The 20,009-nt window shown below is 46.4% G+C and carries 21 protein-coding genes; all 21 read right to left on the bottom strand.

The window, feature by feature from the left end; all coding sequences use genetic code 11:
- Nucleotides 1–3: 3 nt before the first annotated feature.
- Nucleotides 4–408, bottom strand: a complete 405-nt coding sequence (locus tag EYO21_04720) for a hypothetical protein (GenBank protein ID HIB03113.1) — start codon at nucleotides 406–408, stop codon at nucleotides 4–6.
- Nucleotides 409–472: 64 nt separating this feature from the next.
- Nucleotides 473–1,753 carry a 2-oxo acid dehydrogenase subunit E2 gene (locus EYO21_04715; GenBank protein ID HIB03112.1) on the bottom strand — a complete coding sequence of 427 codons (1,281 nt, stop codon included), beginning with the start codon at nucleotides 1,751–1,753 and terminating at the stop codon, nucleotides 473–475.
- A gap of 15 nt (nucleotides 1,754–1,768) precedes the next feature.
- Nucleotides 1,769–3,721 carry a tungsten formylmethanofuran dehydrogenase gene (locus EYO21_04710; protein HIB03111.1) on the bottom strand — a complete coding sequence of 651 codons (1,953 nt, stop codon included), beginning with the start codon at nucleotides 3,719–3,721 and terminating at the stop codon, nucleotides 1,769–1,771.
- 46 nt (nucleotides 3,722–3,767) lie between these two features.
- Nucleotides 3,768–4,430: a lipoyl(octanoyl) transferase LipB gene (gene lipB / locus EYO21_04705; GenBank protein ID HIB03110.1), complete on the bottom strand. Its 663-nt coding sequence runs from the start codon at nucleotides 4,428–4,430 to the stop codon at nucleotides 3,768–3,770.
- A gap of 2 nt (nucleotides 4,431–4,432) precedes the next feature.
- Nucleotides 4,433–5,830, bottom strand: a complete 1,398-nt coding sequence (gene lpdA / locus EYO21_04700; GenBank protein HIB03109.1) for a dihydrolipoyl dehydrogenase — start codon at nucleotides 5,828–5,830, stop codon at nucleotides 4,433–4,435.
- Nucleotides 5,831–5,832: 2 nt separating this feature from the next.
- Nucleotides 5,833–6,696 carry a deoxyribonuclease IV gene (locus EYO21_04695; protein HIB03108.1) on the bottom strand — a complete coding sequence of 288 codons (864 nt, stop codon included), beginning with the start codon at nucleotides 6,694–6,696 and terminating at the stop codon, nucleotides 5,833–5,835.
- Nucleotides 6,696–7,271, bottom strand: a complete 576-nt coding sequence (gene folE, locus EYO21_04690; GenBank protein ID HIB03107.1) for a GTP cyclohydrolase I FolE — start codon at nucleotides 7,269–7,271, stop codon at nucleotides 6,696–6,698. Before folE ends, EYO21_04695 begins: the two co-directional genes overlap by 1 nt.
- 23 nt (nucleotides 7,272–7,294) lie before the next feature.
- Nucleotides 7,295–7,966 (bottom strand): VUT family protein, encoded by a 672-nt coding sequence (locus tag EYO21_04685; protein HIB03106.1) that lies wholly within the window; start codon nucleotides 7,964–7,966, stop codon nucleotides 7,295–7,297.
- Entirely contained in the window at nucleotides 7,963–8,373 is a 411-nt protein-coding gene (locus EYO21_04680; GenBank protein ID HIB03105.1) for a 6-carboxytetrahydropterin synthase, read from the bottom strand. Before EYO21_04680 ends, EYO21_04685 begins: the two co-directional genes overlap by 4 nt.
- Nucleotides 8,374–8,476: 103 nt before the next feature.
- Nucleotides 8,477–9,121, bottom strand: a complete 645-nt coding sequence (gene nth, locus EYO21_04675; protein ID HIB03104.1) for an endonuclease III — start codon at nucleotides 9,119–9,121, stop codon at nucleotides 8,477–8,479.
- 2 nt (nucleotides 9,122–9,123) lie between these two features.
- The gene (locus tag EYO21_04670) at nucleotides 9,124–9,462 is read right to left on the bottom strand and encodes a hypothetical protein (protein HIB03103.1); all 339 of its coding nucleotides are present in this window, start codon (nucleotides 9,460–9,462) and stop codon (nucleotides 9,124–9,126) included.
- Nucleotides 9,459–10,313, bottom strand: coding sequence for an MBL fold metallo-hydrolase (locus EYO21_04665; protein HIB03102.1), 855 nt, complete (start codon nucleotides 10,311–10,313; stop codon nucleotides 9,459–9,461). The genes EYO21_04670 and EYO21_04665 overlap by 4 nt, the downstream gene beginning before the upstream one ends.
- Nucleotides 10,310–11,407, bottom strand: a complete 1,098-nt coding sequence (locus EYO21_04660) for a hypothetical protein (GenBank protein ID HIB03101.1) — start codon at nucleotides 11,405–11,407, stop codon at nucleotides 10,310–10,312. Before EYO21_04660 ends, EYO21_04665 begins: the two co-directional genes overlap by 4 nt.
- Before the next feature lie 45 nt (nucleotides 11,408–11,452).
- Nucleotides 11,453–12,160, bottom strand: a complete 708-nt coding sequence (locus EYO21_04655; GenBank protein ID HIB03100.1) for a hypothetical protein — start codon at nucleotides 12,158–12,160, stop codon at nucleotides 11,453–11,455.
- 17 nt (nucleotides 12,161–12,177) lie between these two features.
- Nucleotides 12,178–12,708, bottom strand: a complete 531-nt coding sequence (locus EYO21_04650) for a CBS domain-containing protein (GenBank protein ID HIB03099.1) — start codon at nucleotides 12,706–12,708, stop codon at nucleotides 12,178–12,180.
- Nucleotides 12,709–12,786: 78 nt separating this feature from the next.
- Nucleotides 12,787–15,060, bottom strand: a complete 2,274-nt coding sequence (locus tag EYO21_04645; GenBank protein ID HIB03098.1) for a hypothetical protein — start codon at nucleotides 15,058–15,060, stop codon at nucleotides 12,787–12,789.
- A 110-nt stretch (nucleotides 15,061–15,170) separates the two neighbouring features.
- Nucleotides 15,171–15,704, bottom strand: coding sequence for a DUF420 domain-containing protein (locus EYO21_04640; GenBank protein HIB03097.1), 534 nt, complete (start codon nucleotides 15,702–15,704; stop codon nucleotides 15,171–15,173).
- Entirely contained in the window at nucleotides 15,701–16,291 is a 591-nt protein-coding gene (locus EYO21_04635) for an SCO family protein (protein HIB03096.1), read from the bottom strand. Before EYO21_04635 ends, EYO21_04640 begins: the two co-directional genes overlap by 4 nt.
- Before the next feature lie 42 nt (nucleotides 16,292–16,333).
- Nucleotides 16,334–18,271, bottom strand: a complete 1,938-nt coding sequence (cyoE, locus tag EYO21_04630; protein ID HIB03095.1) for a protoheme IX farnesyltransferase — start codon at nucleotides 18,269–18,271, stop codon at nucleotides 16,334–16,336.
- Nucleotides 18,272–18,303: 32 nt separating this feature from the next.
- The gene (locus EYO21_04625; GenBank protein HIB03094.1) at nucleotides 18,304–19,248 is read right to left on the bottom strand and encodes a hypothetical protein; all 945 of its coding nucleotides are present in this window, start codon (nucleotides 19,246–19,248) and stop codon (nucleotides 18,304–18,306) included.
- Between the two features lie 428 nt (nucleotides 19,249–19,676).
- Complete coding sequence (locus EYO21_04620; GenBank protein HIB03093.1) at nucleotides 19,677–20,009, bottom strand: hypothetical protein; 333 nt, start codon at nucleotides 20,007–20,009, stop codon at nucleotides 19,677–19,679.

Here is a 20,009-nt window from a genome sequence, read left to right as displayed (position 1 = left end):
TCCCTATAAAAGTACGGAAGTGTCCATAAATTCCAATCCGTCCACTAAAGTTTGGAGAAACCGGCCGCCGTCAGCGCCGTCCAGGAGCCGGTGATCGATCCCGAGAGAAAGGTAGCAGATTGAGCGGATCACAATGGCGTCTCCGACTGCAGTTTCCCTCACCACAGGTTGTTTCTTTATAGCACCTACACCCAAAATGGCAGAGTTCGGCTGATTAATAATGGGCATGCCAAAGACATTGCCGAAAACTCCAAAATTGGAAACGGTGAATGTGGACCCCTGAAGTTCGTCAGGCGTAATTTTGTTGGCCCGTCCCCGGATAGCAAGATCGTTCACCTTTCGGCAAAGGCCGAGGAAATTCAGCTCCTCGCAATTCGGGATCACCGGAACTATGAGTCCCTTTTCCATGGCCGTACGGTTTTCGGCTGTTGGCAATGGACTTTGGTTGGGTGATAAAATTTGACATCAGTCCCTATAAAAGTACGGAAGTGTCCATAAATTCCAATCCGTCCACTAAAGTTTGGAGAAACCGGCCGCCGTCAGCGCCGTCCAGGAGCCGGTGATCGATCCCGAGAGAAAGGTAGCAGATTGAGCGGATCACAATGGCGTCTCCGACTGCAGTTTCCCTCACCACAGGTTGTTTCTTTATAGCACCTACACCCAAAATGGCAGAGTTCGGCTGATTAATAATGGGCATGCCAAAGACATTGCCGAAAACTCCAAAATTGGAAACGGTGAATGTGGACCCCTGAAGTTCGTCAGGCGTAATTTTGTTGGCCCGTCCCCGGATAGCAAGATCGTTCACCTTTCGGCAAAGGCCGAGGAAATTCAGCTCCTCGCAATTCGGGATCACCGGAACTATGAGTCCCTTTTCCATGGCCACCGCCATACCGATGTTGATGTTTTTCTTAAAGACAACATTCGTCCCGTCCAAAGAAGCGTTGACTTTGGGAAGAGTTTGAATGGCCTTCACCACCGCTAATACAATAAAGGGTGTATAGGTGAGCTTAAAGCCCTCTCTGGCGAGAAAAGCATCCTGTCTACTTTTGACGTACTCAACAATGTTTGTCACATCACAGTCAGAAACAATGTAGGCATGAGCGGAAGTGTCAATGCTGTGCCGCATATGTTCTGCGATTATCTGGCGCATGCGATCCATCTCCTCCACCCGGTCATCCATAATCACAGCAGGGGGTGGGGTGGGAGCGGCCGGAGGAAGTGGCCCCGGGACAGGTGGCGATGCAGTCCGCGCCTGCAGATAGACCATTATATCTCCCTTCGTTACCCGACCGCCCCTGCCTGTACCAGAGATTGAGGTAAGCTCTGAATCGGAAACGCCCTCCCGGCGGGCGATAGCCCGCACAAGAGGTGTGTAGAAAGTCCTCTTACTACCGTTAACTGCAACGGGCGGTGGAGGGGCAGGTGGATCGGAAGAAACAGACGGCGTCTCAATAGTAGGCACCTCTTCAACTTTTGGTACTTCTTCAGCCATGGCAGATTCTGCCGATCCGTTGCCGTCCGTTTCGATCCGTGCTATTACTTCATTAACGGGGAGAATATCATTGGGCTGGGCAAGTATCTCTTTAATAATTCCAACCGCAGGTGAGGGAATTTCTGAATCGACCTTGTCGGTACCGATTTCAAGAAGTATCTCATCCTTTTCGATGGTATCACCCACATTTTTTCGCCACTGAATAATGGTCCCTTCGGTGATGGACTCACCGAGCTTTGGCATTATGACATCAACTAGCATAACTCGCTCTTATGTTTAGTATTCCAGTAACTCCTCCGCGACCTGCACAATCTCTTCGGTTTGCGGTAAAATGGCATCCTCCAACATTGGGCTGAACCCAATATGACTGTCCTTCGATGCCACCCGGCGGACCGGACCATCCAATAGTTCAAAAAATTCGTCGGCAATAATGGCCGAAATCTCGGCGCCAGGGCCGTTTGTTAGGTTATCTTCATGAACAACCATCACTTTGTTGGTCTTTTCGATGGACGCCCGGACTGTCTCCATGTCCATGGGATTCAGAGTACGAAGATCAATGATTTCTACCGAAGCACCAACGGTGGAAGCCACTGTTTTCGCCGCCTCAAGACTCTTATAAACCATCATCCCTAAGGTGACGATGGTTAAATCATTTCCCTCCTGCACAACACGAGCCTGGCCGAACGGGAGCAGATAATTCTTATCAGGTTCAGGCGTTGTGGCCGGGGCGTAGCGGTACAGCCCCTTATGCTCCATAAAAATGACCGGATCGTCCATCCGGCACGCCATCTTCAAGAGACCTTTCGCATCTTCCGCGTTAGAGGGGTACGCCAGGCGAACACCCGGCATGTGAAGAAAAAACCCATCAATAGACTGGCTGTGACAGAGACCGCCATGGATGTAGCCACCCACGGGAACACGAATGACCGCCGGGCAGCTCCACGTATTGTTGGAACGATAACGGATGGAGGCCAGTTCGTTCCGGATCTGCATCATGGCGTACCAGATGTAATCACAGAACTGAATCTCCACCACCGGCTTCCATCCGGCACAAGCCATACCAATGGCGGTACCCACAATGGAGGATTCAGCTAGCGGTGAATTGAAGACACGTTGCTTACCAAACTTTTTCGTAAGCCCTTTCGTGGCAGTAAAGACGCCCCCCTTGTCATCAGCAATATCTTCCCCGTAGATGACCATTTTATCATTGTTGGCCATCTCTTCGTGGAGGGCGTGGTTGATGGCATCCACCATTACAATCTTTTCCGAAATACTCTTTTTCTCACCTGACTCAGGCAGCGTATTGTTGCTGTAAACGTGATCCGTGGCGGTCTCCGGAGCCGGGTGCGGACGGCTTTCAGCCCACTCGGCATCAGCGTCCACCTGTGCCGCTATCTCTGCATCAATCTTGTCGAAATCTTTTTCTGTAGCAATACCAACTTCAATGCACTCTTTGCGGAGACGGAGAATGGGGTCGCGCTTCCTATCAGCTTCCAGCTCCTTTTTGCTTCTGTATTTCCGCTGGTCATCTGAGGATGAGTGGGAAAGTAGTCGCACCACATCACTCACAACAACGCTGGGACCCTTCCCTTTTCTGGCCCGGTCAGCCGCCTTTTGGAAAGCAAGGTGAGACTCGAAGAAATCTGTACCGTCAACCTGGAATCGTGCCAGATGTTCATAACCGGCAGCCAAGTCGTGTACCGACCCGGCGGTCTGCTCACTGACGTGAACAGAAATGGCATATTTGTTATCCTCAATGTGAAATATGACAGGCAGCCTTTCCCGGCTCGCCCAGTTCAGAGCTTCGTGATAATCTCCCTCGCTGGTGGATCCCTCCCCCGACGAAACATAAACAACCTCTTTGGTCCCTTCTCGCACAACGGCCATGGCACAACCTACAGCCTGGAGAAACTGACTGGCGGTTGCGCTGGATTGACTGACAATCCTCAAGTCTTTTTTGCAATAGTGAGCAGGCATCTGCCTTCCACCCGAATTGGGATCCTCATCCCGAGCCAGAGAGCTGAGGAACTGTTCCCTGCCGGTCATTCCAAGTCCGAGGCAGAGTGCTAAATCACGATAGTAGGGATAGGCCCAGTCTTCCGCAGGCCGCATCACTTCAGCTGCTGCCAACTGGGCCGCTTCATGTCCGGATCCACCGATGTGGAAAAAGCTTTTGCCCTGCCTCAAAAGGATGAGCATCTTCTCATCTAATTTTCTAGACTGAGCCATGAGATGGTAAACATCAAGGAGGCGCTTTTTGGTAAATCCGTGTAGCCTAGGCAAGGGCCGCCTCACATTCTTGAAAACTGAACAATAAACGAAAAATTGTAATGAGGGTCTCTTCTACTTCCACTAAGCTCACCTCTTCCCCAAGGATTTGTGACATGGATGTGACATCATATTCAAAAATCCCGCAAGGGATGATGCCGTCGAAGAATTTGAGGTCTGTATTCACGTTCAGTGCAAATCCGTGCATGGAAATCCATCTGGAAAGCCGAACGCCCAAGGCTGCGATCTTCTCTTCTCTCACCCAGACACCGGTGAGTCCCTCTCTGCACCGGGCCTCAATACCAAACTGTCCCAGAGTCTGAATCAGTATTTCTTCCAGCGTTCGCATATACCAGCTGACGCTGAGGTGGTGGTGGTGGAGGTCCAGGATGGGATACCCCACCAACTGCCCCGGCCCGTGAAAAGTGACGTCTCCTCCCCGCTCAATTTGGTAAACGGGAACATGCCTGTCCCTTGTTTGCAACAGATGATTTTCATTAGAATTTTTCCCCAGAGTGTAAACGGGATCGTGCTCCACCAGGATCAGAGTGTCAGAAACTGTACCAAAACGCCGCTGATTAACCAGTTCTTTTTGCTTCTCCCACACTTCATCATATTTCCGCCTACCAAGGCGAACTACATCAAGTGTCTTTTCATTCAAGTCTATCATGCTCAGATATGAATGGCCTCATCATAGGCATCCGCCACCGCTTCCATGAAACATTCAGAGATCGTGGGGTGGGCATGTACTGTATTGAGAATTTCTTCATAGGTCGTCTCTAACGTCCTCACAGCTCCCGCTTCAGCAATAAGTTCCGTCGCTTCAGGACCAATGATATGGCATCCCAGCAACTCGCCGTATTGTTCATCAAATATAACCTTAACCATTCCTTCCGACTCTCCCACCGCCAAGGCTTTCCCGCTGGCCTTCATGGGAAACCGGCCAATCCTTAAACTGTACCCAGTATCCGTGGCTGCTTTTTCAGTCATCCCCACTGATGCTACCTGGGGACGGCAGTAGGTACAACCAGGGATGTTTCCATAATCTAAAGGCTTAGGTTGCTTGCCACAAATATGCTCCGCCGCCACGCGGCCCTCCGCCGAGGCCACATGGGCAAGCCACGGTGGGCCGATTACATCGCCGACAGCATAGATGTTAGGTACCGATGTTTGGCAAACTTCATTCACTTGGATGTAACTCTCGTCCACATTAACGCCAACTTTTTCAAGCCCGAGTCCTTCAACATTTCCTTGAACACCAATGGCAACCAGGGCCAGCTGTGCCTCTAACCCCTCCTTACCACTCTCTTTTGTGACCTGTACCTTCACTTTCGTCTTTAGGCGGTTAATTTTCTCCACTTTTGTTGAGGTATGAACATACATTCCACGCTCCTCAAATGACTTCTTTAAAAGGATGGAGACTTCCGCATCTTCCACCGGAAGTAAGTCAGGCAGCATTTCAACCAGATGCACCTCCGTACCGTATTCTCTGAAAAAACTGGCGAATTCCACACCTATAGCACCGCCACCGATTATAATAATACTTTTCGGTATATCATCCAAAACCATGGCCTTTTTGGATGAAATCACACGTTTCCCGTCTGGTTCAAGCCCCGGAAGCTCCAGATCGCGAGCCCCTGAAGCGATGATCACATTATCGCTCCGAATAACTGTCTTCTTCTTGCCTTTGGCGCCTGCGACTTCCACTTCTGCGGCCGACTTTAATGATGCTGTCCCGATCATTAATTCAACCTTGTTTTTCTTGAGCAGATATTCGACCCCTTTGGAAAGGCGCTTGGCAGCTCTCCGGCTTCGTTTCACGGAAGTGCCGAAATTGACAGAATAACCGTTAACATTAATGCCGTATTTGTCGGCATTCTTTATTAAATAAAGCACTTCTGAATCTTTAAGCAGGGACTTTGTTGGAATACATCCCCAGTTCAGACAGATGCCACCAAGGGCATCCTTTTCCACCACTGCCACCGATTTACCCAGTTGCGCCGCCCGGATGGCGGCCACATAGCCGCCGGGACCGCCACCCACAACCACGATGTCAAACTTGTTGCTCATAACTACCTTGCCGGCTTCTTCGATCCTTCCAGTTTTCGCAAAAGTTCCAGTTCCACCGCATAGCCAGAAGGATCTTCAACGGGTGTTTCCAAAAGCATGGGTAACGCTGAAAACCTTTCATCGTTAACAAGACACCAAAACGTTTCCATGGTAAGAAGCCCTTTCCCGATATTCTCGTGCCGGTCCACTCGAGAACCAAACTCTTTCTTAGAATCATTAATATGGAACACTTTGAGCCACTCCAAACCCACCGTTTTATCGAATTCCTTAAAGGTCTCTTTCCATCTTTCTTCAGTCCTGATATCATAACCAGAGGCAAAACCGTGCTGAGTATCGAAGCAAACGCCAACACGGTCTTTCAGGTCTACATTTTCTATGATTTCGATGAGGTGTTCAAACCTATAACCAACATTCGTCCCTTGACCAGCAGTATTCTCGATTAGAACAATCACTTTTCCATCGGGTCTTTTACCCATACAGTAATTGAGGCTCTCTGCAATTCGTGAAAGGCATTCCATTTCATCAGTCTTCATGTGAGAACCGGGATGAAAGACTACATATTCAACACCGCAGGCATCGCATCGATTCAGCTCACTGAGGAACGCCTGCCGTGACATATTCAATTTTTTTTCTTCAGGAGAACCCATGTTTAATAGATAAGACGCGTGACTAACAGTCATCTGCGGGCGCTCCTTCTCCATCGCCTGCTGGTACCTTTTTGAGTTCTCTTCATCAGGTTCTTTGGGGAACCACTGGTTCTGATTGGCGGTAAAGATCTGAATAGCGTCAGCATTAATGGCTGTACCTCTTGCTGGTGCGTTTTCAACGCCTCCCGCCGCACTCACATGTGCACCCAGTAGGCCCATCAGGTACTTCCTTTTCCAATGATTGAAAGAAATTCTTCTCGAGTCTTATTGTTTTTGCGAAAGGCACCGCGAACAGCAGATGTAATCATAAATGAAGCCTTCTTTTCCACACCTCTCATTTGCATGCAAAGATGTTCAGCCTCAATAACTACTGCCACACCTTTGGGGCTCAATACATTCTGCAGTGCGTCAGCCACTTGCTGAGTCAATCTTTCCTGAACCTGAAGCCTTCGGGCATAGACGTCCACGATCCGGGGAATTTTTGACAAACCTATAATCTTATCTTTGGGCAGATAGCCCACATGGGCGACCCCTTTGAATGGAAGTAAATGGTGTTCGCAAAGTGAGAAAAAATCGATGTCTTTGACTATGATAATCTCATCACATTTCTCATTGAACACAGCATCACCCACAATTTCTTCAGCTGTCTGATTATAACCTTTTGCAAATGTGACCCACGATTTTGCTACCCTGTGCGGCGTCTTTATAAGCCCTTCACGTTCGGTATTTTCACCTATCTCTTTCAGCAAATCCGAAATGATCGATTCAATTTTTTCCAGATTATCACCTTTCATATGGCTTCCTCACCAAAACGTTTTTAACTCCATACCTCTTCCGGATCTTCATGGACTTTCGGCTTCAAGGCCCAGACCCCAAGGTAAAACAGTGGTGTATCAAAAAGAGCAAAAAAGAACTTGAACAAGTAGGAATAATAGATGAGTGGCAGGAGATCGCCAAGGGTATTTACATTGTTTCCCAAATTATTTGCATAATACAAGATTGTTAGTATTGCGGTAGTATCAACCAGCTGACTGGCCGTCGTGGAAAGATTGTTTCTCAGCCAGAGATGCTTCCCTTTGGTCAATTTTTTCCAAAAATGAAACATATGCACATCCACTGTCTGCGCCACAAGATAAGCGATCATGGAAGCAATCACATTCCCCACCATAAACTGATAAACCGATTCAAAAGTGGACGTAGCACCGGAGACGCCCCCGGCATCTGGAAAAAAATGTCCTAAGGTCATGAGGCCCAGCATGAAAAAGTTCATGGCAAATCCTGTCCAGACAAGTGTCTGGGCACGCTTCTTGCCGTAAAGCTCACAGATGAGATCAGTGGCGAGGAAGGTAAATGGATAGGCCAGTACCCCAGCGGGAACAGTGAGCCCAAAAACGTTTACAAATTTGGTTGTACCGATAACATTACCTAAAATCAGCGCAGTGAGAAATACTCCACTGAGGAATAAAAAAAGTCTCTCTTTAAAACTCATTCAGAGGCGGGGCCGTAGTAATCAGTGTATATGGTAGGTGTTTCCCGAACCCGTATCCGATGAAGTTTCGTATCCTCAAGTTCCGGCTCTATCTGCTCCCACATCCAAATGACCATATGTTCTGTGGAAGGTTGTTTATTCCGAAACCAGGGAATATCTTTTTCGATGGTTGAGTGATCAATAACATCGATCACTTTTTTGTTAACAATTTTCTTTAGTGCAACAAGGTCAGCTAGAAAGCCTGTATCTTCATTGATCTTACCTGTAACGGTCACTTCAAGTTCGTAATTGTGACCATGCAATCGCGCATCTTCCCCGAAAACTTCTCTGTTTTTTTCGTTACTCCAATCAGAATGGCCATATTGGTGAGCAGCGCAATATTTGAATTTTTTTGTCAGGTAGGGCATTGATAACCCGATTTCTATAATTTAATCCTTGAAATATGCTTCCGTGAATTTACAGTCAGCGGCCAGTATGGGGGAAAGAATTCCACGTTAAATAAACGCTAATCTATACCAGTGACGACGGGCAAATATCACTTAAACAACAATCGGAGCACTGAGGCCGTCTGGCTATACAGACATTGCGGCCGTGTTCAATGATAAGATGAGTCAGAATAACCCAATTTTTTTCCTCTGCGATATCAACAATTTCAAACTCAATATTGACAGGATTTTTCTTTTGGGTGAACCCCAGCAGATTCATGATTCTGACCATATGTGTATCAATGACCATGGAAGGGACATTAAACACTGTCCCAAGGACACAGTTGGCTGTTTTGCGCCCCACGCCGGGCAACTGAAGCAAATCTTCCATGGTACTGGGCACCTCACCTTCATACTCCTCCTGGATCATGAGGCTGGTACCTTGAATAGATTTCGCCTTTTGATTGTGATAGCCTGTAGAGCGGATATCTTCAGACAGTTCATTGACGTCGCAGTAAGCAAAGGCCGCCACTGTCTTATATTTTTTGAACAGACCGGGTGTCACCATATTTACTCGCTTGTCTGTGCACTGTGCCGAAAGGATGGTCGACACCAATAACTGGTGGGCATCCCTGTAATCGAGGCTGCACTTGGCTGAAGGATACTCTTTTTTCAATCGGTCAATGACTTGAACCATGCGCTCCCGCTTTGACTGTTGTGATTCTTTCAGCATCAGGCTCCGCTTTCCAGCACTGCAGGTAGGTTCCTCACCAGGGAAGATTTTGGAAACACCCATCGGCACCCGGCCTCTTTCGCTTCATACATTAACCTTTTCGATACTCGGATGGCGCACCCTACCACCGACAATTCAGGCGATTCACCTGTCAGTTTGTAAACCAGATTCAGCGGTTTCAGATCAACATCATCAAGATCGATAATCACCACCCTGGCGTCTTGTGTGTCGTCAGATTCTGCATCGGGGAAAACGCATGCCTCACCTAATAACGTAAGGGTGTCGGCAATTCGTGTCCCCAGTTCAAAGTCCCGGACAAATACAGCTACTTTGCTCACTTTTCTCTACCGCCTAATGTCATTTGTTCAATGTTATGCTTTTCCCCGTCACGATTCACCCGAATACTTTCAGTACTCTGATCATGTGCTAAAATGATCCCCCAATCTTCATCTGCGGCCTGATTCAGAAACAATTTTTTTTCTTCCAGCGTCCTGAGAGGTTCGTTATCAAATGCCATGATACAAGGGATTCGAAAATGGAGTCGTGTTGGAAAAAGATCGCCGCCAAAGAAAATGGTAGTATTTCCGTCCGAAATGAGAGGATGCATCTGCCCGGGAGTGTGACCGTGGGACATTCTAATCTGAATGCCGGCGATAAATTCCTCTTCACCGTCCAGAAAAGTGAACATATCATTTGCGGCTAACACTTCCCAGTTTTCTGAACGGTAGCTACCCTGGTCTTTTTCTGTCGGTGCGTTGGCCCACTCCCAGTTCGAGCGTTGGAGCCAGTAGGTGGCGTTAGGGAAAGCGGGCACAATCTCCTGGCCATCCAACCGCGTGTTCCCGCCGGCGTGATCAAAATGGAGATGAGTACAGATGATGTCAGTAATGTCATCGGGTTTTACAGATAATTCGCTCAAAGCTGCTTGAAGGTTCACTGCGAAAGGATCCGTGGCTAGGATGTCCTTCATTTTTGAATCCCACTTATCGCCATTGCCTGTATCCACCAGAATGGTCTTCCCTTCTCCTTGTAGAAAAAGAGATCGCGTCACCATCGGAACCCTATTTTTTTCATCCGGGGTGATCTCCTTTTCCCACATGCTTTTAGGAATTACTCCGAACATTGAGCCGCCGTCTAGGCCGAAACGGCTAGTTACGAGAGAAGTAACTTTATAGTTTCCTAGTTTCATCTATCACTGATTGTTTCATTCACTTTGAGAAGTCTCACCGCCAGTAAAGGCATAAATTGTTCAGGAACAACTCTGGTAAAAGATTGAAGTGAATCAAGCATCAGAAAATCTGATTCTTCGGTCTCGAATGATTCGATCCACTTTTCAGCCAGATCTGTGGCCCAAGACCAATCATCTGTGGAACGGACCCGGAGAAGAGTGTGAGCCAACTGAGATAGATTATTGCCTTCGATAGCTGTGACCACAGAATCGGCGGGTGAACCTTTCCATGAGACTCCATTATCTTCTGTGAAAGATTTAGGCTTGAACTTCCTGTCAGCCCACACCTTTAGCCCTTTCCGGTAGCCGCTTTGCCGGACGCTGTCCATGTCCCACAGCCGTAAAGCCGTGGAGAAAAGAGAGACAATCCTGTCATCGCCATTTCTCAAAACATCATCCAAAAATGGGTGCAAACTGTCGTATTGAAGTGAATCCGATACTTCCATGGGTCGAGTCCGCTTCGTCACTTCTGTCAGAACTAAATCCAAAAAAGGTTCCAGTTTTTTCCCTCCGCAAAAAACCGCCGAACGGTAGACACCATATACAAAGGCGCCTAGTTCGTCCATATGATGGGCTGTCACTTCCATAACCATTTCCATGACAGCAGAAGGATTGTCCGAAACAACCACTATCTTGGCAGCCTCATGCCTCGCTTTTTCAGTCTCACCTTCAGTCAACGCCCATAGAAAATCCTGGGTGAAGAGCGGCTGTTGCAGCTCTTCTTCTTTCAACTCAGGCTTCACCGGCCTGTCACCACTTCTCTCAAATTGGTGGCAGATCTCTATTGACTTCTCTACGATGGGTCTGGAAGGAGATTCCAGTCTAAGAGCCGCCAAGTTCTTGAGAGAATTGAATGTTCTGAGGGGGTGTGCACTATTATCATCCGGCGCCGTATAAGTGCGGTGATTGGATGCGGAAAATTGAAAAAGATCCAAAAAAAAGTGTTTAAGAGCGGTTTTGCTGGATACAGTTTTATCTATCTCATTTTTCAGCCCGTTTAGGTCGTTGTCTTGGAAGAGTGGACTGAGGGCCGGTTTTTCAGATGTAGTGTTCATTGAGCCAGTTATAATCTAAAACCGGGACGGACGGGGATAAGTCTGCTATTGCTCTTTTTCTTCCGCTTCTTTCTGTGCCTTATAACCCAGAGGGAAAGTGACCCTCAAAGAGAACCCTACCAGACGCGAATGTTGCGTCGGCCAACCGCCAGGAGATACGTGGGGAACATCAAATCTACCATACTTGGCCTTATTCTTATCCTTATTGATATATTCATCCCACGAAGACACATAAATTTTTGAAAGAGGCATACTAGCAAAATCGTGAAAATAGCCAGCCTCTATTCCAAATCTACTCTTCCGATAGAGGCCCATGAGAAAACCTATACGCGTACTCTGACCACTTTCAGCATAGGAACCATCTGGTATGATCATACTCCGAAAAGCCCAGTAGATTGTGTCTCCTTCTTTCTTTCCGTCCCGGAATTTAAAATAGGTGAAGTCATAGCTCGAATTTGGTGATAAACTCCAACCCACATTAAGAACATCTCGTTTCTTACCTTTTTCAAACAGCGTCCTCGAATAATCAATACCTGAACCATAGATGGGCACACCAACGCGAAGACCAAGATCACTCACATCTGAAAGGCCGAAACGATAAAACATTACAGGGAAAATATTTTCCGTCGACAGCGTATAACCATAATACTTCTCACCTTTTTTCAATGTATGGTCTGCGATGGTAGGATGAGCAGCGCATCCTAAATAAAGTGAAACAAGAGTGAGTGAAAGAATAGGCGCGAGACGGCGCAATTTTAGTTAACGGAAGTTTATCCGCCCTCCGCGCTTTTCTGCTCTCTCAGTGGTGTTGGGGGAAGGTTAAGTACATCCGCTGAGAAAAATTCAGCAAGATGGCGCACAATATCTAAAACACTAACAATAGCAACAGGTTTTCCTTCATCATCTATTACTGGAACATGTCGGAAACCACCCTCTGTCATCCTGTTTAAGGCAAAGGCTATAGAGTCACGTCCGCGCAAACTTTCCGGAGAATGTGTCATATAATCGTCAACAATCTCCTTATTGTAGTCAAACCCTTTACCCGCCAGCTTCATAATGACATCTCTCTCAGTAAAAATACCCTGGAGTTTTTCGTCACCAACCAGAACGCAGGTTACCCTCTTTGACTGAAATAGTTCAATGACAGACTGAATCGTAGTTCCACTCTTGGCCAAAACCATTTTTCGGAGACTAAGAGTATTAATCGAATCATGGATTGAGATGCCTTCTCCCAATTCTTTTTCTACTTTAAACTCTTGTTCATCCATTTGCTGAGATTCTTCATCAAGAAATTCACTCATTATTACCTACTCCTCAATAATAGTAATCCATTGTTTTCAAATCTACATCCAGACAATATGATTCCCAAACAGGAGCGGTCATGACCCCAGAACTTTGTCTACTAGCTTGACGATGTCGAGAACATTCAAGAGTGAATCGTGATTCATATCAGCTCTGGACCTTTCATTATCTGATGCGGAACTAGGCCACATCACCAGATCCACCAATTTCAACAAATCAGCAACATCGATGAGGCAATCACCCGTTAGATCACCTGAAGCCACATCAAGAGCAGGATAGGTCAAAAGTTGAAGATCATCAAAATAGAAACCGTCCTCTTCCGTGTATTCGTCAGATCTGAAGACAAAACGGATGAGAACTTCACCGAATCCTTCGATGGCATCAAGATCAATGGATTCTTTGACCCAATCTATCTGCTTTCCGTCATAAACAAAACTACCTTTGGGCTGCCCACTACCTGAACCTGAGGATTTCTTGGTGTATTTACCCGGTAAGGAAATCCAAGGACCGCCATTTGCCTGCACTTCAATGGAGACACCATCGTAATCATCTTCAATGTCCCATTTTGCCCAGAAAACCAGTCGGCTGTTGGAGACGTTAGTCAGATCGATGGGTGAATCGATCACCAGACTCTTGACACTGTTGGCACTGTAGTTACCATCGGGGCTGTCCGTGATGGATGCTGAGCCACTGTATGCCTCATTCGAGGAACCCCACGACGACTGACGCCATTGATTCATATCCGACTCACCATCTTCATTAAAACTGATGTCAGGCGCTCCGATGACAAAACCTATAGTATCAATCTGCACTTCTCTGTTGTCATCAATAAAATGAAAAACCAGTCCACTTGAACAGCCGCGTGGAACGTCGGCGGTCACACTTATTGGCACAGTCGACGTATCAGCTAAAAATTGACGCCTTTCAACAAGACCTAGATTAATGGATATGGCATCGATTCTCACAGCGCTGTCAAGAGGATTGACAGTAGCAGTGACATTGCCCAGACTTTTTCTGAGACCTGCATTTCGGAAGGACACTTTCCTTGACGTCGTCTCACCAGACTGAAAATAGACACCATCTATTCCAATAAGGTTGGCCTGCATAACCGTTCCTGCCATCTTTGCAAAATAGCTGTTTGGCCAGAGATTTTCTTGGCACAATGGGCCAATTCTATTGCTGGACGGCCAAAAACCATCTTCCCAGTCACCTACCTCAGGTGTAAAAGCGACCATCTGTTCTTTCACGTAGGAGTAGTCCACAGCGTCGCCATTAACAGTATAGCCGACTGTCTCAATACCTGTACCCACATGGTATTGATTGAACATTGTCATCTCTCTGCCAAACGCCCTGAACATTGACAGGTCCGGTTCAGGAGGATAAGAGCCGTCGCCGTACGGATGAATCAACAGATTACTGTACGAGTGATAATGAAGTACATTCCTGAATCTCATGGATGCCATGAAATCTCTTAGAACAGACGATTCCGGTTCAGAGAAGGCTTCACTGCCCCGATATGATGGAGAGCACGGATCGGGACTCGATCCTTCGTTGTCGGTGCCCCACCTATAGCTGAAGTTCCGATTCAGGTCAACTCCGCGGGTTGTCCCTTCTCCACAGTTAGTATCCTTTCTGTTTTTTCTGTGCATTCCACCCCCTTCTGGTGCTATAGTCTGGTTATAGACGTAACCATCAGGATTAACGCAAGGTACGAACCATAACTCGCGGTTATTGAGAATATCAGTAGGTAATTTTTCTATACCGTAGTTTTTGCAAAGGTGATGAATAAAATAGATAAGATTCATCATACCTAATGGTTCACGGGCATGGGTAAGTCCCGTGTAAAGAATGCGCGATTCCAACTCCTCGTTGCTGTTTTCATCAAGATCAACGTTATCAGAAACTTTCACGGTCCAGATGTCCCTGCCCTCTACTGATTTTCCGATACTCATCTTCTCGGAGACAAGATTGGGATAGAGAAAATGAAGTGTGTCGAGTTCGGCCTCCATTTCCGCAAAGGTGTAATTCCCACCCATGGATCCCAGTTTGAAATCGTCATAAGCCCGAAATCTTCGGTCAAAACGGGACTGATAGAATTCAAGAAGATTTGGCTCCATCACCTCTACCTCAAAACCTTGCGATTCCAGCCTGGCCACTTCCACCTCACTGGCTGTCAATTCTACGTAAACACCCCTCTTGTGTCGGATATGATCCATGGGAATGCCCGTTTCAGCAATTGTCCTCAACTGTTGAGGTCCAGTATAATAAACTCGCACCAGTTGATAAACATCTTCAGCAAGAGCAATCTGCGGGAAAAATAGAAGTGCGGTGGTAAAGATAAGAGTCTTCATGCAGAGGGAAATTAGTCAACTCCCTACTGAAATCAAATCGAGCCACCTAGTAGAATTGTCACAAAATAGCGAAAGAAATAGATTTCTTAACGTGTGAGCCAGAGCTCAACCTAAAGGTAGAGCATCGAATAGATTATAACGCCTGTAACACTAACGTAGAGCCAGATCGGTAGGGTTATTTTGGCAATCTTACGGTGCTTCCGGACATTCATTGTCCAGCCGCGATACAGAGTAACCATGGCCAGAGGCAAGATAACCGCCGCAAGAATGATGTGCGTAAAAAGGATAAAGAAATATACCGTATGCCACTCTCCGGCATAATGGGCTGGGCCACTCTTGAACCAGTGGTAGATCACATAAGTCACTAGGAAAAGAGCTGAAGTGCCAAAAGCGGTCAACATCGTATTTTTGTGAAGAGAAATCTTTTTCTGCCGGATAAAAACGTAGGCTACCACCAGGAGAACTGTCGTTGTCAGATTCAAAATAGCATTGATTGTAGGAAGCCCGGAAACATCAACGGCCGCTTCCATACCATCCGGCCGCGGCCCGAGAATGAGGAAAGCGACTGCAAAAGCGAGAACGGCTGAAAAGATGTAGATAATCCTGAGCCAAAACTTCTCGCCGAGAACGGGAAGTGTTGTCAAGGTGTTACTACCGCCAGAAGTTCAACATCGCGCCATAACTGTTGCATCTCCTCAAGCTCTGAACTGATGTAATAACCTCTGATCCTCGCTTTGTCATCGAGAAGGATGAATCGGGTGCTGTGAAAGATGGGATCCTCAACCGAACCAACTTTGAATCCGTCAACAGCAAGTTCGTGTATTGCTTCTCTGTCCCCTGTGAGGAAACGCCACTTGTTGTAGTTTGCTCCGTACCGGCCGCCGTATTCACGGAGGATCTCCGGTGAATCATAATCTGGATTCACAGAAATCGATAGAAGATTTAAATCTGGTGCATTTGAAAACCGTGACTGAAGCTCGGCGAACTGGCCTGACATAACGGGGCACGGCCCAGCACAGGTGGTGAAGATGAAGTCAGCCACCCAAACTTTCCCTAATAAATCTTCCTTACTGAAAATCTCTCCATTTTGATCCGTCAATTGGAAATCAATGAGCTTTCCAAGAATGGGCAACTCACTCTTTTTGCTGTCTTGGCGTCTCAGACTCACCACAAGGATAATGACACCAAAAGTGACGAAAAGCCAGAAACGTTTATCTTTCAATAAAGACATGTCATTCCTCCTAAACTCCAAAGAAGCACATTGGATCTTCCATTACAATAAACTTTGGTCAATTACCATGATTACGAGTAAAAGCGGGAGATAGATGATGGATCCCGCCAGAAGGCGGCGTGCTCTCACCTCTGTCCACCCTCTGGAAGCATCTATGGCTAGCGCAAGAAAGGTGAAGCCAAGCAATAGCGATCCCCACATAAAAACCTTGCCGGCACTACCATTCAAATGCAATAATGTTGTACAAAGAATCAATAGTACGCAGAATAAAACAGAAAAAGCGGACGTTTTTCTCATTGAAGGATCTACCGAAGGAAGCATTTTAAAACCGACCCGCCCGTAGTCATGTCTGTATAACCAGGCAATGGCAAAAAAATGGGGTATCTGCCAAAGGAAAAGAATCCCGAAAAGAATCCATCCGCCAGTTTCAAGACTCCCACTGGCAGCAAGCCAACCACCCAGAGTTGGCAATGCGCCGGGAATGGCACCTATTAACGTGTTCCAAGTGGTCTTCATTTTCAGTGGCGTATAAATGATTAAATAGAGAAAAAGTGTGAGAAAGGCCACAGCTGCCGTAGGGATATTGACGACTGAAAACAGATAGATAATTCCCATAACAGATATGTAAATCCCGAACCTCCTTGCTGCATTGGGCTTAACTCTGCCGGAAGGTATGGGCCGTTTCATTGTCCTTTTCATCTGCCTGTCCAGGTCTCGCTCAAGATAATGATTGAGAACACCAGCGCCTCCCGCCACAAAAGCTGTCCCTATTAGAGTATGAATTAACATCCACGGCTCAGTCAAGATCGACTTTCCCGATTCCACGGCACCGAGGTAATACCCAATTACAGTTGACACCAAAACCAATGAAACAATTCTCGGTTTCATCATTTCCCAAAGACTTAAGAGATAACCCTTTAACCCGTTGGATTTTTCTACTGTTAAAGGTTGACGTTGAAAAATCAATTGCAATCTTCCTTCGGGGATGAGTACCCGCAAAGAACGGAGGGTAAGGAAAAATGATGTTCCAAGAAGCAGAGCACCTGTCCAGACGTGGAAGGTGGTAATGATGGGCGCCTTGATGCTCCAAATAACAAAAGCAGCCAGCGCTATTTGAGTCAGCAGTAGAAGATCGAAGAACAGTACAGGCAAAAAGATTTTATCTTCCCCGCGCTGATGTCTTATTGTCTGAACTGTCAGTCCCGCAGCTGTAACCAATACCAAAACCGCCCCTAACCGATGAAGCATATGAACTATAATTTGACCCATTGTGACGGGCTCCAGCCCCAGATCAAAACGAGCATAGTTTATGTTTAAGAGCAGTAGGTCGCTAAGTATTGGGATTACTTTCCCGTTTGCAAAAGGAAAATCAAGCACTGCCAGCCCCGAACCTGTATGGCGCATGAGAGCACCTAAAATCAGCTGAGCATAAATCAACCCTGTCAGAGTTATGCTCCACCAAACAAACGATTCATTTTCAACTCTGGCCAAGGATGAACGAGAGGAGTTCCACTCTTTTGAAAGAGAATAGGCGATAAAGATGGTGATACAGAAAAATGTCTGTGCTAGGATACCGTGTGTCATGGATATGGCCGTGGGGAGTAGAAATAACACTGTAAGTCCACCCAGAATTCCCTGTGCAATGACCGCCCCAAGAGCAAACAAACCGAGCTTTTTCATCCACGGCCGCGGCTCAGTTCTCCAAAGCCAAATTGAAAGAACAAGCGTTAAAAAACCGACAAAAGACGCGAGTAGTCTATGGAGGTGTTCGTAGAATATTCCACCCACCCATTTTGAATAAGGAAAGGTGAAAATGAATTCACCATAAGTATTGGGCCAATCTGGTACGGCGAGTCCCGAACCTGTACTTGTAACCAAACCACCTGCAAAGATGAGCCCTAAAGTGGAAAAGGCGGTGAACTTAGAGTACCGCCTTAACCAAGTCTGTGAGTTTTTAATGTAAGAAAAAGTAGAAGCCACCTTGAAATTGAGGTGGGTGTGTCAGGTAAAAGTTACCACTCTTCTCCCCAATCATCATCTTCGTCGTCCCCAGCTGCCTCCTTCTCTACTTTGGCTTCTTCAGCCTGCGACAATGCTTGTAATGCCAGATCTTCAGCCTGCCCTGCGTTACCTTCCTTTAGAGCATTGATGGCTTTACTTAGTGTGCTTTCCGCTTCAAAAGTATAGTCGTAGTCATCCACATCCCTTACGACGGCCAATGTTTTCATATATGCATCATATCCCTGCTGGGTGTGGACGTGAACATACCCTTTCATTTCATAATGGCTGTTTCCGCAAAGTTGGGCACAGGCAATCTCCCATGAACCTGTTCTTATAGGGGTAAACCATGTTGGGATTCGAATCCCTGGAATGGCATCCTGCTTCACACGCATGACAGGGATAGAAAAGCTGTGGATAACATCTCTTGTAGAAATCTCTATCAGGATATCTTTATTCACAGGCAAGTGAAGATGCCCCTGCGTTGGGATAATGTCATCCTGACCTGCCTCATCTTTTTTATCAAAACCGATAAAGTTCAGTGCCTGATCATCAATAAGATGAGCCGACGTTCGGCCAAAAACACCATCATCACCTGGGTAGTGAATATTCCATTTGAACTGCTGTCCCACAACCCTAATGACTTCTGCCTCAGCTCTGTCAGGCACTTCCTCTACACGGCTTGCCCAAACCGGAAAAGAAAAAATAATGAGAAGGACAATTTCAAACACTGCTACACCGACTTCTGCATACGTGGAATAATGATTTGTAACACCTACTGGATCAGCTTCAGGATTCTTTTTCTGTCGAAATCGGATTAATGTATAGATGAAAAAAGATCCCCATCCGACAAATAAAATTAACATCAGAATGTGACTCCATGAAATGACACTATCCACGGCTGGCGACTGCGCTGAATAACCTTCAGCCAACCCAAGATTGCGGAGCAAATCAAGCATTAATGTGCTCTCCCATTTCCATTATGTGAATCATATATTTCCATGATCTCGCTAAACTTTTTCCCACGACGTGCCAAGAAGATAAAAAAGGTGGAAATTCCACCGAGAACGGTTCCCGTAACACCTATGAGAGCAATGATTGCCAAATTAAGACTTTCAGTCATGGGGTGGTCTGCAGGTGCACCAAAACAGACCGAACATGCTGATGCAATTCCAGGAATCAGACAAAAAATTGAAGCAAAGACAAATGCAAGTCTAGAGATTTTTTTCATAAATAACTTACGTCACGAAACTTTTTCAGAAATTTGACTCCATAAACTATTAAAGCCACTCCGAAAAGGAAAGAGAGCAACCCGTACACAGTAAAGTTTCCACTACCTTCAATGAAGGTCCAAACTCCAAACCCAAAAGTCAGTGCTGTGGAAAGACTAATGAACGCCAGATGAAATGCTTTCAGGGACAATTTTCACTCCAACTTGATCGCCTATTGTTCCAAATGTTATGAACAATAGCGACATCAAAAAAACAAGCGTGATAAAGAGCAATAGATAAATCAATTTTTTTTCGTGAGCCAAATGCATAAAAAAACTTGCTACAAGCGAGCCTTTTACCGTGGCGATCACCATGGCAACAAGTACAGCCAAACCAATACTGAACTTAAGCGAAGCCACAGCTACAGTTACTACCGTCAAAACGGCCAAGGCACCGAACACTTTTATGTAACTATTAATCTCGTTCTTGATATCTTGTGTCGCGTTCAT

This window comes from Candidatus Neomarinimicrobiota bacterium, from assembly GCA_012964825.1.
Lineage (GTDB): Bacteria > Fidelibacterota > Marinisomatia > Marinisomatales > S15-B10 > UBA2125.
The sequence above is the reverse complement of the archived record's forward strand: the minus strand, read 5'-3'. Positions and strand labels throughout refer to the sequence as shown.

What these genes read in the sequence shown, in the direction of transcription:
- EYO21_04650 (HIB03099.1), bottom strand. Translation starts at nt 12,708, where the DNA reads ATGAGTGAATTTCTTGATGAAGAATCTCAGCAAATGGATGAACAAGAG.
- EYO21_04685 (HIB03106.1), bottom strand. Translation starts at nt 7,966, where the DNA reads ATGAGTTTTAAAGAGAGACTTTTTTTATTCCTCAGTGGAGTATTTCTC.
- lipB (HIB03110.1), bottom strand. Translation starts at nt 4,430, where the DNA reads ATGATAGACTTGAATGAAAAGACACTTGATGTAGTTCGCCTTGGTAGG.
- EYO21_04680 (HIB03105.1), bottom strand. Translation starts at nt 8,373, where the DNA reads ATGCCCTACCTGACAAAAAAATTCAAATATTGCGCTGCTCACCAATAT.
- EYO21_04625 (HIB03094.1), bottom strand. Translation starts at nt 19,248, where the DNA reads ATGCTTGATTTGCTCCGCAATCTTGGGTTGGCTGAAGGTTATTCAGCG.
- EYO21_04645 (HIB03098.1), bottom strand. Translation starts at nt 15,060, where the DNA reads ATGAAGACTCTTATCTTTACCACCGCACTTCTATTTTTCCCGCAGATT.
- EYO21_04715 (HIB03112.1), bottom strand. Translation starts at nt 1,753, where the DNA reads ATGCTAGTTGATGTCATAATGCCAAAGCTCGGTGAGTCCATCACCGAA.
- EYO21_04720 (HIB03113.1), bottom strand. Translation starts at nt 408, where the DNA reads ATGGAAAAGGGACTCATAGTTCCGGTGATCCCGAATTGCGAGGAGCTG.
- EYO21_04660 (HIB03101.1), bottom strand. Translation starts at nt 11,407, where the DNA reads ATGAACACTACATCTGAAAAACCGGCCCTCAGTCCACTCTTCCAAGAC.
- lpdA (HIB03109.1), bottom strand. Translation starts at nt 5,830, where the DNA reads ATGAGCAACAAGTTTGACATCGTGGTTGTGGGTGGCGGTCCCGGCGGC.
- EYO21_04710 (HIB03111.1), bottom strand. Translation starts at nt 3,721, where the DNA reads ATGGCTCAGTCTAGAAAATTAGATGAGAAGATGCTCATCCTTTTGAGG.
- EYO21_04635 (HIB03096.1), bottom strand. Translation starts at nt 16,291, where the DNA reads ATGTCTTTATTGAAAGATAAACGTTTCTGGCTTTTCGTCACTTTTGGT.
- folE (HIB03107.1), bottom strand. Translation starts at nt 7,271, where the DNA reads ATGAAAGGTGATAATCTGGAAAAAATTGAATCGATCATTTCGGATTTG.
- EYO21_04695 (HIB03108.1), bottom strand. Translation starts at nt 6,696, where the DNA reads ATGGGCCTACTGGGTGCACATGTGAGTGCGGCGGGAGGCGTTGAAAAC.
- EYO21_04665 (HIB03102.1), bottom strand. Translation starts at nt 10,313, where the DNA reads ATGAAACTAGGAAACTATAAAGTTACTTCTCTCGTAACTAGCCGTTTC.
- EYO21_04620 (HIB03093.1), bottom strand. Translation starts at nt 20,009, where the DNA reads ATGAACGCGACACAAGATATCAAGAACGAGATTAATAGTTACATAAAA.